The organism is Halomonas sp. RT37, assembly GCF_040070525.1.
GTDB classification, from domain to species: domain Bacteria; phylum Pseudomonadota; class Gammaproteobacteria; order Pseudomonadales; family Halomonadaceae; genus Halomonas; species Halomonas litopenaei.
This window is the reverse complement of sequence record NZ_CP098827.1, coordinates 2,634,851-2,644,885: the sequence shown is the minus strand read 5'-3', so window position 1 is coordinate 2,644,885 and position 10,035 is coordinate 2,634,851. Positions and strand designations below refer to the sequence as shown.

Sequence of the window (10,035 nt, the reverse complement as noted above, 5' to 3'; positions counted from 1 at the left end):
GCTGTCGGGCTCACTTTGTTCTGATTGAATCCATGAACGTGCGGGGCTGCTGCCCACGCTCGAGCGCCTTGTTTACGGTGCGCTGGCGGACGTTGATGCCCAGGGCGGCGCCCATGGTCACGAATAGCCAGATCAGCATGCCAGTGAACTCGGGATCACCCACGACCGTGGGGTCGATCACTATGGTGTAGGCCATAACGGCGGACAGTGAGCCCAGGGAGAAGGCGAACACCCAGCCCAGGGCAGGGCGCCACCCGCTCTTAAACCAGCCCTCGTGCTCCAGTTCGGCACGCATGGTGCGCTGTGTCTCGGTCAGTCGAGCCGTCTGCTCGGCGGCAGCGGCCTTCTCAGCCTCGAGGCGCATAGCCTCCAGTGCCTGGCGATGCTCGTTGTTGAGGCGGACCAGCTCAGCACGCTTGGCAGGATCCTGAGTCGCTGCCACCAGTGCAGCAGGATCGTTCTCGATGCCCAGCGCAGAAGTAACCATGAGAGACGCACCAGCTGCGGCGCCGCCCACAGCAGGACCGCCAAGCGCAGTAGCCACGGCAGGCGCGTACTTGGCGACTTCTTCAACGGCTGATCTCCAGTTCATCACCGGTTCTCCAGGCGCGACACCCGGGCACCCAGGGCATCGATGCGGCTGTTGATCTGATCGCGGTACATGGCCGCGTCGTTGATCGTCATGTAGTCGTTGCCGACCTCTCGCAGATCAGCACGAAGCTGTTCCGTCAGGGCGATCAGTTGACTGATGCGCTCGTCCTGGCGAGCTGATGTCTCGATCAGGGTCAGGGTGGTGTTGCCTGACCAGGCGAGCAGGCCGACGACGAGGGCTAAGAGCACGGTTTGAACGTGCCTCTCGAGGATAGGCTTGGCCTTCAAGGCAGTATCGGGACTCGTTTCAGACATCCCGCCTCCTGGGTGGGCCTGCGTATGGGAATAGGGATCAGGGCCGCGAGACTCTGACGGTCTCGTCAAGCCAATGGAACTGGACGCTCTCAGGCGTCAGGAATAGATCGCGCTCTGCCGCTCGGCGCCGGGTCAGGCCAGCCAGTACGCGGCCGCCGGCTTTGTTCCAGCGGGGAAGCTCGTCAGCGGCGCCACGGTAGTCGCAGGCATTCAGCTTGCGCAGCAGGGTAGAGGTCTCGAGGGCGCCAGGGCCGACGTTGTAGGTGAACGAGACCAGAGCGTCGAACTGGTTCTGGTTGAGCGGCACGGCCACCAGGCGCTCGACGTCGTCCTCGAACCGGGCAACGTCATGGCGGAGTAGGGCGAACGCCTCATCCTCGGTGATCGTGTCTCCGGGCTGTACGCGGGAGCCATCGGGGTACCGGGTCGTGCCCAGGCCGATGGTCCAGGGATGGCCGCCGGTACCGGGGTCGGGGTACGCCTCAAGCTCGAGGCCCTCGAACTCGGCGACCAGGTTCAGTCCGCGCTGGCTGGTCTTCATGGCGACACCTCGGGAATAAAACAGCCCGCAGGAACGGGCAAAGACACCAGGTGGCGGCGTCATCACGGGAAAGGGTGCCGCCCGACCAGGGCGAGGGAAGGCTCGCAGGGCGGCATAACGAACTACGCCCCGGCGGGAGGCCAGGGCGCAGGAAAGAACAAGTCTGCCTGAACTAACGGATCGAGTATCAAGGACGGTATGCGGTTACTAACTTCGAGGGATCATTGAGTCGTGCAACAGCCTGCTGCGCCGAATGAAGAGTTTAGAATCACACCTCATTCGAGGAGTAGACCTCCACGCGATCTCGCCCGTTTCTTTTAGCTTGATACATAGCAATATCAGCTTCTCTTAATAGTCGGGAGAGGCTCGAAGCTTCCTGTCCATTCGTGCCAGAAATTCCAAAGCTTGCAGTGACAGTAATGGAAAAATCTTTGTAATTAATAGGTGAGCTTTTGAGATTTTTTCGTAACCTGTCAGCCAATAATAAAGCTTCGTCTGTAGACGCCCCAGGCACCGCAAGGGCAAATTCTTCGCCTCCAAAACGACAAATGATGTCTGACGATCGCGTTAGACTTTTTAGGCGTTGAGCAGCAGCATGCAAGACATGGTCTCCTGCTGGGTGACCATAGGTATCATTAACAGCCTTGAAGCTATCCAGATCAATCATTACTAGAGAAAACGGGGCATTATCACCACTGGATGTAAGTACGTTGTCGCACTCAGCTAGAAAGGATCGGCGATTAGGAAGATGGGTCAACTCATCCTGTAATGCGAGCCTTTGTGCAGCCTTTTTAGATACACGAAGCTTCTCCTCAAGGTCCTTCTGCGCAGTAATGTCGATGGCTATTTCGATGCGAACCAGTCGGCCGTCAGGCCACACGGTTGCAATATCTCGGCATTGATACCACCGGTTATCTCTAGTGTTTCTGAACTCCCACACAACTGGATCTAGCGAGGGTTTGTTCCCTGGCGCTATCAGAGAATTTGTGCAGAAATTGCACGGACCGACTTGGTCTTGTTGTAAATATTGCCAACACTTTTTACCTAAAGGCTCTCCAAATTTACTTTGGAGTGCTTTGTTGACGAAGATAAGTTCGTGGGTATCTAGATCGCTGACGTAAATGAGCGCATCAAGACTCTGGAAAATGCAGCGTATCTCGTTCTCGCTGAGCTGATCTTCGTTTTTTGCAGATTCCCGCATGGCTCATCCCGGCATCAGTCTCTTTGACTTCTGTCTATATTGTACAACTTTCTTAACATTCGTATTAGATTTTCGTGAAGAATGCAGAATAGTGTCGAGCTGGTGTATTGGCCAAGAGTACAATTCCCGTGGCCTTCGGTATGAGGCAGAAGTATGTCGTTGTTTGAGCGGCCTGAATAGCTAAGCTATCGTGCAGCTTAGTGAAATAAGAAAAAACCCCGCCGGAGAGGGCGAGGCTTTGATATGTGCTAGCTGTTTGGGTGTACGCCGTCCAGCTTACAGATAACGTACAACATCGGGGCTTAGAAATCCAGCACTTTATGCAGCCTTCCTGATATTTCTCACCATATCGCCGATCGTCTCGCTGATTGGCTCCATGGCTTCGCCCTCCCAGTGGTTGATCGACGCCTGGATCACGGACCACACCGGCATCCAGTCCTGGTGCCACTTCCGGGTGGTGATCGCCACGCCGTACCACTCGGCCATAGTGGCGCCGATACGCTCAGGGCCCCATGCCGGCTGCTCGTTCGACAGATTGCGCTGCCGCTCCAGTAGGGCGACGTGGATCAGGTAGTGCACGCGCTCTTTCTTCGCGGGGCGCCAGGCTCGACCATCGCCCCAGTTCGGGATGCTGGCGATCACCTTGCCCTCGACGGCTTCTACAGCGTCATCCAGATAGGCGTTCGCCTGCTCGGTCGAGGGATGGCACAGCACATGCCCGATTGCAGCCAGGGTGGGCTGCTCACGCTCCAGACGGCAGATGCGGGCGTAGACCGGCCCGTACTCAATGCCGTGGGCAGCGCCGGTGCCGCCTTTCTTCGTGAACTGCACGCCGCCACCGCTTTCCAGCTCCTCGAGGATGGGGCCCATCTGAGAGCGAACACCGGTATCGAGTGCCATGGCCCATGCCAGTTTCGGATCAGTCGTAATCATGCCGCGCTCTCCCGTTTCGCTTTTGCCTTGGCCTCGTCGGCGGTGCCGCAGATGCCGATTGCTTCTGATTGCCGCCACAGGGTGAAAAGATCCTTCCCTTCATGGCGTGTCCTGCTGATCGTCCACTCGCCGCTCTGGATGCTGTGCGAGCTGCGCCGTGACCACTTCACGACCGGCGCCTCGGGTCGTTGTGGTGGTAGCGCCGATCTGGCGGGCGCTCGGATTGCTTGTCGCTCATGCGGCCTCCTTGATCTCGACCAGGCACTGGCCGCCAGCCATGCGCTCGCCCCGGATGATCGTCAGCCGGTCAATCTGCTCGTCGTCCAGCCAGATGCCCGCGTGGGTCAGCGCGTCGAGAAGCGCCTTGCCGCCGTGGTTATCGATATCCCGCTTGCGACGGTCGGGCGGCAGCAGGGTGACGACAACATCCAGTCGGGCGGCCAGGGGTTCGCCCTGGTGTTGGCCGGCGACGGCGGTAGCCACGTCTTTGCGGAACTGCCGCCCCTTGCGGGACAGCAGCGTGCGGCCATGGACGTTGCGCCAGACGGTGTTGGTGCTGGGCGGCCAGGGCAGGGTGAGGGTGATCATCGGGCAGCCTCCCGCATCGCCAGCTCAAGCCGGAACAGGACGCAGCAGGCGACGTGCGCCAGGTGGTGAACGCCCGTCTCGGGATCATTCTGCTCACCCCTGGCGAGAGCCATCTCGTGGCGAAGCGCGGCGGCCAGGTATCGGCTGTCAGCGTTCTCGACGTACTGCCAGTTGCCCGGGGCGTATTTCTCGGCGCCGGCGGTGAGGACGTGGCCGATGGCCTCAAGGGCTCTAGGCATGTCGGAGACCAGCAGGTCCATTCGGGGCTTCTCGCCGTCGAACTTCATGCCGGCCTTCTCATCACCCATGCGGATTGGCCGGGCAAGATCCCTGACGCTGACAAGCGTCTCCTCGTGACGGAGCAGGGCATTGTCGATGTGGTCAGTCACTTGGCATCCCTCCGGCGCATGGTCTCTTCGATGTTGAGAACGCGGTCGTGGTTTACGATTGCCCGTGCCCGACTCCCTGTGGCGATACGCCGTATGTAGCCGTGGGGGCTATCTTTTCCTGTCTCCCAGATGCAGTGCGACGTGGTGCCTACAATCCATGCCAGGTCCACTTGGCTGGCTATTGAGATGCCTTGCCGGGCCAGTTTTTTAACAATGTCAGCCATGGGCATCCTCCTTGGCGGCGATGAACTCGAGGGCGTCGGCCAGGGCGCCGACGATGGGCTCGTCAGTGAAGTGGTCGAGGCCGCGGTTGATGGTGTGGGTCAGCCACCAGGGCTGTCGGGCCTGCATCTCGGGGCTGGCATGGATCGCCTGATGGCAGCCGCCGGGGCCATCGCAGACAGGCATCGCCAGGGAATCGGGCGCCTTCAGGCCCATACCGCTGGCGTGCCAAATGCCGATCACGTGGTGCGCTGAATGCGCTTGGCCATCGCAGACGCAGCAGGACAGGGGCCGGACGAACGCCAGGTAACGCTCACTGCGCCACCGGGTGTCGGTCGATGCCTTCTGTGCTGCCTTGCGGCGCTTCTGCATAGGCTTGCGGGCCATCGGCGCCCGGTTGCGAAGCGGGGTCTTCCGCTGGAGGGCTGAGCGCTTCATTGGGAGTCATCCCGCATATGTGCTCCGGTCACAGTCAGCCTCGGGACGATTCCACCGCCTCGCGCTTCCAGATATTGCAGGCCTGTCTTGTGGTCGGTTAGCACGCGCATCCCGCAGCGCTCAGTCGGACCATCGCAGTCGTCGAAGGGAGTGGTGAAATCGGCGATGACGGCCGCCAGCCAAATGATGGCGGAGACCGCCAAAAAAGCGCCTGCGCCAAACTGCATGCCAATCTTGAAGATCTTCATCAGCGCCCCCGAATCAGGTTGATAGCCCAGTCGAAGGGATAGCCCTCAACCTGCTTCGTCAGCTTCATGGCGACCCATGTAATGACGACAATCGTCCACGCGATAGCCATGTGACCCCCGATCACTCCGATAACCCAGGCGGCACTGGTGATGGCGATTGCCAGGCTGTTTGTGAGAATCCTGGTAGGCATCAAGAATCCCTCCTGTCGATCTGCTCGAGAAAGCTGCGCATCTCCTCGCGGGCCCGGCGCTTCTCCTCGCGCTGCGCCCACGCCAAGGCTGCGCAGGCGCCGAGGCAGGTCACGATGGCGAAGGCGAATAGGGCGAATGTCGGGTTCATGCGGCCTCCCGGTATTCGTCGAACACGCGCAGGGCGGGATCACTCCACTGGACACCGTGCTCGGCCCCGAAGGCGTCGATCAGGGTGAGCAGGTCGGCGAAACGCTGCTTGGTCATCTTCGAGGTGCGGCCGCCGATCATGACGAAGCCGCCTTCCAGTCCCGGCACCACGTCCTGCCGCTCAAGGGCGGCTGAAAAAATGTCCTTCCAGGCCTCCTTGGTCAGATACCGGCCATACCACTCAACCTGTCGGCTGACGTCGGACAGAACGGCCCACAGACGGCGGTTCTGGTCGAGGCTCCGCTGGTTCTTGGGCCGGCGAAGCACCAGCTCGACAGGGCCTGCCTCCAGGCCCCGGCCAGCCATTCGGGCCGCCATCTGGATGACGCCGCCCAGGTCCCGCAGGGTGGCGATCTGGTAGGTCAGCTCTTTGCTGCTCATACCACCTCCTCGCGGTACGCTTTGTCGTAGCTCCAGGAGGGCGTGATGATCTCCAGGGCGCTTTGAGGGCGGCCCTTGACGCGGCGGACACGAAACTTGCCCTCTCCGCATGAGAAAACGCCGTATCGCCTCCCGCTGATCTCGGCACGGTTCACAGCCATGTGCACGGCGTGCGCTGGGCAGTCAGTCATGGTTGATCGGTAGTTGCACTTGATGGCGGCGTTCATGCGGCGGCCCTCGCTTTCTGCTCTACGACATCCAGGTACTTGTCCAGCACCGGCACGTCGCCAGCGGCCCAGCGGGAGACGGTGCTACGGTTGACGCCGATCTGCTGCGCAAGCAGGGAACAGCTACCTGCGGCGGCGGCAGCCTCAACCACCAGAGAGCGGCGACGCTCGACCTCTTGCCGCCCCAGGCGCTTGACGGCCAGGTCGATGCCGCGCTTGCGGCGCTTGGGCTTCGGCCCGGATTCTGCGAGTGCTTGAATGAAGTCGGCGGGGCTGCGGACACCGCGCTCAAAGTCGGTGATGATCATTGCGCGACACCCCCAATCCAGGCGGTCAGGCGATCCATGAAGCGCGGCTTCGCCATCTCTTGCAGGTCGCGCTTGGTGTACGTCTTCATGCCTTCCTTGGTGCGGCACCTCACGGTGCCGTCGGAATACTCGATGGTGACGATGACGCCCCGACTGGCGAGCGTGGAGCGCTGGGCATAGGTCAAGGTGCTCATGTCAGATCATCTCCATAGCTGACTTCGCTTTGCGTGCAGGCTCAGCGGGGGCAGGGGTGCGCAGGCGATGGATGGTCTCGGCTTCCAGGTCGGCGAATCGGGCGTTGGCAAGCTGAGCAGCGGCGTAGACGGTGCCGACATCGCCCTCGCGTTGCTTGCCGATGATGATCTCGGCCACCCCTTGGTGAAGCTCGTCTTTGGGGAAGTACCGCTCGTGCCGGTACAGGAACAGGATCAGGTCGGCGTCTTGCTCCAGGGCGCCTGACTCTCGCAAGTCGGCCATCATCGGGCGCTTCTCGGGGCGGCTTTCCAAGCTGCGGTTGAGCTGTGAGAGCGCGACCACCGGGCAGCCAAGCTCCTTGGCCATCGTCTTCATGGTGCGGCTCATCTCCGCCACCTCTTGCTCGCGGCTGCCGTGCTTGCCGTCTGGGCGCATGAGCTGCATGTAGTCGACCATCACCACGCCCAGGTCGCCGTAGTGGTCCCGCCAGCGCTTGGCGGCGCCACGGATCTGCGAGGGGCTCATTGCCGACCGGTCGTCAACGATCAGCGGGGCGCTCTTGAGCGCGCTCACCGCTTTGGTCAGCTTCGGCCAGTGCTCGTCGGTCATGTGGCTCTTGGGGTCGCGGATCGCCTGGAGCGGCAGGTCGCCGATGGCGGCTGTCATGCGGTTGCGCAGGGCTCGTCGATCCATCTCCATCGAGAAGATCAGCGCCGGGCGGCCGTCGCGCACGCAGCAGGCGCGCAGGATGTTGAGGGCGAAGGCGGTCTTGCCCATGGCTGGGCGGCCCGCAACAAGGATCATCTGCCCCGGGTGCATCCCCATTGTCTGGCGGTCAAGGTCGGTGAGGCCGAAGGACAGGCCCATGGCCTCCTCCTCGCCATTCCACTTGCGGTCCAACTCGTCGATCATGTCGGCGAGGTCTGCGCTCATGGGGCCAGCCTGGTCGGCGTCGGCACGTACCAACCGCATGAGGCGGCCCTGGGCATCATCAACGGTGGTCAGCAGGGGGCGAGTTTTGTCGTGAGCCAGGCGACCAATGGTGTCCAGCTCGGAGACCATGCGGCGCCGGGCGGCGAGGTCGGCTACCACGTCGGCGTAGGCGAGGCCGTTAGCTGCGCTGGGCGTGTTCTTGGCGATCTCGGCCAGGTAGGCAAGGCCGCCCACCTGATCGCTTGTCTGATCGCCTTCCAGGCGTTCAGCGACCGTTACCACGTCGCAGGCTTGGCCAGCGTTGCGCAGGGCTACCAGAGCGGACCAGATCACAGCATGCTCGAGGGCAGCAAAGTCGGCGTGGGTCAGCACGTCGGAAGCCCGGTCGATCAGCTTGTTGTCCAGCAGGCAGGCGCCGATGACGCTCTGCTCGGCCTCGTGGCTGTGCAGGCTCATGCGTACTCCTCCTCATCGGTGAAGCAGCCGCAGCCGCTGACGTCGAACATCGGCAGCTCGGCGGTGCCGGCCTCCAGTTGCTCGCGGAACTCGCGCAGGGTCAGATAATGCGTCTTGCCGTGCGTGTCTTGGCGCAGAAAGGGCCGGGCGGTGTCGCCGATCTCTGCTATGGCGCGTTCCATCTCGGCCTCATGCCAGGCGAAGCGCTCCGGGTTGGTGCGATACAGCCGCTCGAACTGCACCAGGCCCGCCTTGCAGCAGAACCCGCCGCAGTTGTTGTGCTCGTAGCCCATGGCATAAAGGCGCGGCTTACGGATGCCGTGGCGTGCCAGGATGGCGTCATAGTCAGGGCGCCACACCTCGAAGCGGTTGAGCAGCGAGACCACCGGGCGGGGTGCCCAATTGCGTTGCGCCCGCTCGATGCGGTCTATCTCCGACATGTCCATGCCCAGCACCAGCGGATCAGTTGGCGCGGCATTCTCTGCCAGCCACGCCATCACCGGCTTGGTCTTCAGCTCGGTGCTGCAATGCGCCGTTCTGGTGTTGCCGATCCACCGCTTGTCGATGTAGACATCCCACGGGGTGCGGCCATCCGTCAGGTGGACGATCTCCTGGCCGACCGCGCTGGCGATGTCATCGTTGAAGCGATAGAGGTCTTCATCCTCGATGCGGGTGTCGGCGAAGATCAGGTTAAAGTCGAGCCCCTGCTCGTGGGCGATCAGGGCAGAGACGCCCGACCCCAGGCCGCCGGAAAAGCTGATCTGGTAAGTCATGCGTCACCCCCGTGGTATTTCAGCTCCATGATCTTCTCGAAGTTCTCGGCCTTGGCGATCCAGTCGAGGCCGAAGAACCGCGAGTCGTCGCGCATCAGAAAGTCGGACTTGCGAAGGAAGGCAAAGAACTTGCCCCACCAAGCGATTCCGCTCTCGGTGTCGGTGTACAGCGGTTCGCCGGTCTGTTCGTGCTTGATCGAGAAGCCCTGTTTCCAGCGGGCGGCCAGGTTCTTGGATCGGGCGCCTTTGCTCCACATGCTGCGAATCGGTTGGCGCTTGTCCGGCATGATCTCGGCCCAAAGGTCGAGCAGGTCACCGTGGGGGCAGGAAGGCAGGGCAGAAGATACAGAGCGTTTCTTCGGGACGGTCTCGGCGTTAGCCGTGGCCTCTACCTCGTTAGAGGTAGGAGTGTCTTTCCTGTCTTTCTTTGCTAGGGCATCTTGCCCTGACTGAGCTAGGGCATCTTGACCTGACTCAGGGCGTTTTACGGGAGGGGTCTTTTTGCCCTGTTCGGATGCCAGCCACTCGCCGAAGTGCTTGTTCAGCGAGATGGGCGAGCGGCTTCCGCCATGACGAATGACCACCTTGCGACGAATCAGCTCATTGAGCACCTTGGAGCAATCCGACTCATGCAGCCCGGTGCCGCCGGCGATGAAGGTAGACGCCATGCGCTTGGCCTTATCGTTCCAGCCGTAGGTCTGGCGGATGACGAAGTGGACCACCTTGAACTCACGCGACGTGAAGTCTGCCTGGCAGAGCGCATCGAGCAGGTCGTTGGCAATGCGGGTGTATCCGTCTTCCACCTGCGGGCCTCGCTTTTCCCTGGGCGCCTCGGGTGCGCTTGGGAACTGGAATATCTGAGCGGTATCTGTCATGATTCACCTATCACCTTGAGTT

19 protein-coding genes are annotated in these 10,035 nt (G+C 61.6%); all 19 read right to left on the bottom strand.

Features of this window, described 5'->3' with window-relative positions:
* Positions 1 to 10 precede the first annotated feature (10 nt).
* Positions 11 to 487 carry a 3TM-type holin gene (locus NFG58_RS11250; RefSeq protein ID WP_348826513.1) on the bottom strand — a complete coding sequence of 159 codons (477 nt, stop codon included), beginning with the start codon at positions 485 to 487 and terminating at the stop codon, positions 11 to 13.
* A 104-nt stretch (positions 488 to 591) separates the two neighbouring features.
* A complete protein-coding gene (locus NFG58_RS11245) occupies positions 592 to 906 on the bottom strand; it encodes a hypothetical protein (protein WP_348826512.1) in 315 nt (104 codons plus the stop codon).
* A 37-nt stretch (positions 907 to 943) separates the two neighbouring features.
* Positions 944 to 1,447: a lysozyme gene (locus NFG58_RS11240; RefSeq protein ID WP_348826511.1), complete on the bottom strand. Its 504-nt coding sequence runs from the start codon at positions 1,445 to 1,447 to the stop codon at positions 944 to 946.
* Positions 1,448 to 1,715: 268 nt separating this feature from the next.
* Entirely contained in the window at positions 1,716 to 2,648 is a 933-nt protein-coding gene (locus NFG58_RS11235; RefSeq protein WP_222516470.1) for a sensor domain-containing diguanylate cyclase, read from the bottom strand.
* A gap of 318 nt (positions 2,649 to 2,966) precedes the next feature.
* Positions 2,967 to 3,581, bottom strand: coding sequence for a hypothetical protein (locus tag NFG58_RS11230; RefSeq protein ID WP_289105743.1), 615 nt, complete (start codon positions 3,579 to 3,581; stop codon positions 2,967 to 2,969).
* Between the two features lie 234 nt (positions 3,582 to 3,815).
* A complete protein-coding gene (locus NFG58_RS11225; protein WP_253029458.1) occupies positions 3,816 to 4,169 on the bottom strand; it encodes a RusA family crossover junction endodeoxyribonuclease in 354 nt (117 codons plus the stop codon).
* A complete protein-coding gene (locus tag NFG58_RS11220; protein ID WP_348826510.1) occupies positions 4,166 to 4,558 on the bottom strand; it encodes a dATP/dGTP diphosphohydrolase domain-containing protein in 393 nt (130 codons plus the stop codon). The genes NFG58_RS11225 and NFG58_RS11220 overlap by 4 nt, the downstream gene beginning before the upstream one ends.
* Complete coding sequence (locus NFG58_RS11215; protein WP_348826509.1) at positions 4,555 to 4,782, bottom strand: hypothetical protein; 228 nt, start codon at positions 4,780 to 4,782, stop codon at positions 4,555 to 4,557. The genes NFG58_RS11220 and NFG58_RS11215 overlap by 4 nt, the downstream gene beginning before the upstream one ends.
* Positions 4,775 to 5,167, bottom strand: a complete 393-nt coding sequence (locus NFG58_RS11210) for a hypothetical protein (protein WP_348826508.1) — start codon at positions 5,165 to 5,167, stop codon at positions 4,775 to 4,777. The genes NFG58_RS11215 and NFG58_RS11210 overlap by 8 nt, the downstream gene beginning before the upstream one ends.
* A gap of 47 nt (positions 5,168 to 5,214) precedes the next feature.
* The gene (locus NFG58_RS11205; RefSeq protein ID WP_348826507.1) at positions 5,215 to 5,466 is read right to left on the bottom strand and encodes a hypothetical protein; all 252 of its coding nucleotides are present in this window, start codon (positions 5,464 to 5,466) and stop codon (positions 5,215 to 5,217) included.
* Complete coding sequence (locus NFG58_RS11200; RefSeq protein WP_348826506.1) at positions 5,466 to 5,657, bottom strand: hypothetical protein; 192 nt, start codon at positions 5,655 to 5,657, stop codon at positions 5,466 to 5,468. Before NFG58_RS11200 ends, NFG58_RS11205 begins: the two co-directional genes overlap by 1 nt.
* Positions 5,657 to 5,806: a hypothetical protein gene (locus NFG58_RS11195; protein ID WP_348826505.1), complete on the bottom strand. Its 150-nt coding sequence runs from the start codon at positions 5,804 to 5,806 to the stop codon at positions 5,657 to 5,659. The genes NFG58_RS11200 and NFG58_RS11195 overlap by 1 nt, the downstream gene beginning before the upstream one ends.
* Entirely contained in the window at positions 5,803 to 6,246 is a 444-nt protein-coding gene (locus tag NFG58_RS11190) for a recombination protein NinB (protein WP_348826504.1), read from the bottom strand. The genes NFG58_RS11195 and NFG58_RS11190 overlap by 4 nt, the downstream gene beginning before the upstream one ends.
* The gene (locus tag NFG58_RS11185) at positions 6,243 to 6,473 is read right to left on the bottom strand and encodes a hypothetical protein (protein ID WP_108133147.1); all 231 of its coding nucleotides are present in this window, start codon (positions 6,471 to 6,473) and stop codon (positions 6,243 to 6,245) included. Before NFG58_RS11185 ends, NFG58_RS11190 begins: the two co-directional genes overlap by 4 nt.
* Positions 6,470 to 6,781, bottom strand: coding sequence for a hypothetical protein (locus NFG58_RS11180; RefSeq protein WP_213226977.1), 312 nt, complete (start codon positions 6,779 to 6,781; stop codon positions 6,470 to 6,472). The genes NFG58_RS11185 and NFG58_RS11180 overlap by 4 nt, the downstream gene beginning before the upstream one ends.
* Positions 6,778 to 6,975 (bottom strand): hypothetical protein, encoded by a 198-nt coding sequence (locus NFG58_RS11175; protein ID WP_306168813.1) that lies wholly within the window; start codon positions 6,973 to 6,975, stop codon positions 6,778 to 6,780. Before NFG58_RS11175 ends, NFG58_RS11180 begins: the two co-directional genes overlap by 4 nt.
* A gap of 1 nt (position 6,976) precedes the next feature.
* Positions 6,977 to 8,365: a replicative DNA helicase gene (gene dnaB / locus NFG58_RS11170; protein WP_348826503.1), complete on the bottom strand. Its 1,389-nt coding sequence runs from the start codon at positions 8,363 to 8,365 to the stop codon at positions 6,977 to 6,979.
* Positions 8,362 to 9,138 (bottom strand): phosphoadenosine phosphosulfate reductase family protein, encoded by a 777-nt coding sequence (locus NFG58_RS11165; RefSeq protein ID WP_348826502.1) that lies wholly within the window; start codon positions 9,136 to 9,138, stop codon positions 8,362 to 8,364. The genes dnaB and NFG58_RS11165 overlap by 4 nt, the downstream gene beginning before the upstream one ends.
* Positions 9,135 to 10,013: a replication protein gene (locus NFG58_RS11160; RefSeq protein WP_306168810.1), complete on the bottom strand. Its 879-nt coding sequence runs from the start codon at positions 10,011 to 10,013 to the stop codon at positions 9,135 to 9,137. Before NFG58_RS11160 ends, NFG58_RS11165 begins: the two co-directional genes overlap by 4 nt.
* Between the last annotated feature and the right edge of the window lie 22 nt (positions 10,014 to 10,035).

Excerpts from the sequence above, each read along its gene's own strand:
- NFG58_RS11250 (WP_348826513.1), bottom strand. The coding sequence starts at position 487 with ATGGTTACTTCTGCGCTGGGCATCGAGAACGATCCTGCTGCACTGGTG.
- NFG58_RS11245 (WP_348826512.1), bottom strand. The coding sequence starts at position 906 with ATGTCTGAAACGAGTCCCGATACTGCCTTGAAGGCCAAGCCTATCCTC.
- NFG58_RS11240 (WP_348826511.1), bottom strand. The coding sequence starts at position 1,447 with ATGAAGACCAGCCAGCGCGGACTGAACCTGGTCGCCGAGTTCGAGGGC.
- NFG58_RS11235 (WP_222516470.1), bottom strand. The coding sequence starts at position 2,648 with ATGCGGGAATCTGCAAAAAACGAAGATCAGCTCAGCGAGAACGAGATA.
- NFG58_RS11230 (WP_289105743.1), bottom strand. The coding sequence starts at position 3,581 with ATGATTACGACTGATCCGAAACTGGCATGGGCCATGGCACTCGATACC.
- NFG58_RS11225 (WP_253029458.1), bottom strand. The coding sequence starts at position 4,169 with ATGATCACCCTCACCCTGCCCTGGCCGCCCAGCACCAACACCGTCTGG.
- NFG58_RS11215 (WP_348826509.1), bottom strand. The coding sequence starts at position 4,782 with ATGGCTGACATTGTTAAAAAACTGGCCCGGCAAGGCATCTCAATAGCC.
- NFG58_RS11210 (WP_348826508.1), bottom strand. The coding sequence starts at position 5,167 with ATGGCCCGCAAGCCTATGCAGAAGCGCCGCAAGGCAGCACAGAAGGCA.
- NFG58_RS11205 (WP_348826507.1), bottom strand. The coding sequence starts at position 5,466 with ATGAAGATCTTCAAGATTGGCATGCAGTTTGGCGCAGGCGCTTTTTTG.
- NFG58_RS11200 (WP_348826506.1), bottom strand. The coding sequence starts at position 5,657 with ATGCCTACCAGGATTCTCACAAACAGCCTGGCAATCGCCATCACCAGT.
- NFG58_RS11195 (WP_348826505.1), bottom strand. The coding sequence starts at position 5,806 with ATGAACCCGACATTCGCCCTATTCGCCTTCGCCATCGTGACCTGCCTC.
- NFG58_RS11190 (WP_348826504.1), bottom strand. The coding sequence starts at position 6,246 with ATGAGCAGCAAAGAGCTGACCTACCAGATCGCCACCCTGCGGGACCTG.
- NFG58_RS11185 (WP_108133147.1), bottom strand. The coding sequence starts at position 6,473 with ATGAACGCCGCCATCAAGTGCAACTACCGATCAACCATGACTGACTGC.
- NFG58_RS11180 (WP_213226977.1), bottom strand. The coding sequence starts at position 6,781 with ATGATCATCACCGACTTTGAGCGCGGTGTCCGCAGCCCCGCCGACTTC.
- NFG58_RS11175 (WP_306168813.1), bottom strand. The coding sequence starts at position 6,975 with ATGAGCACCTTGACCTATGCCCAGCGCTCCACGCTCGCCAGTCGGGGC.
- dnaB (WP_348826503.1), bottom strand. The coding sequence starts at position 8,365 with ATGAGCCTGCACAGCCACGAGGCCGAGCAGAGCGTCATCGGCGCCTGC.
- NFG58_RS11165 (WP_348826502.1), bottom strand. The coding sequence starts at position 9,138 with ATGACTTACCAGATCAGCTTTTCCGGCGGCCTGGGGTCGGGCGTCTCT.
- NFG58_RS11160 (WP_306168810.1), bottom strand. The coding sequence starts at position 10,013 with ATGACAGATACCGCTCAGATATTCCAGTTCCCAAGCGCACCCGAGGCG.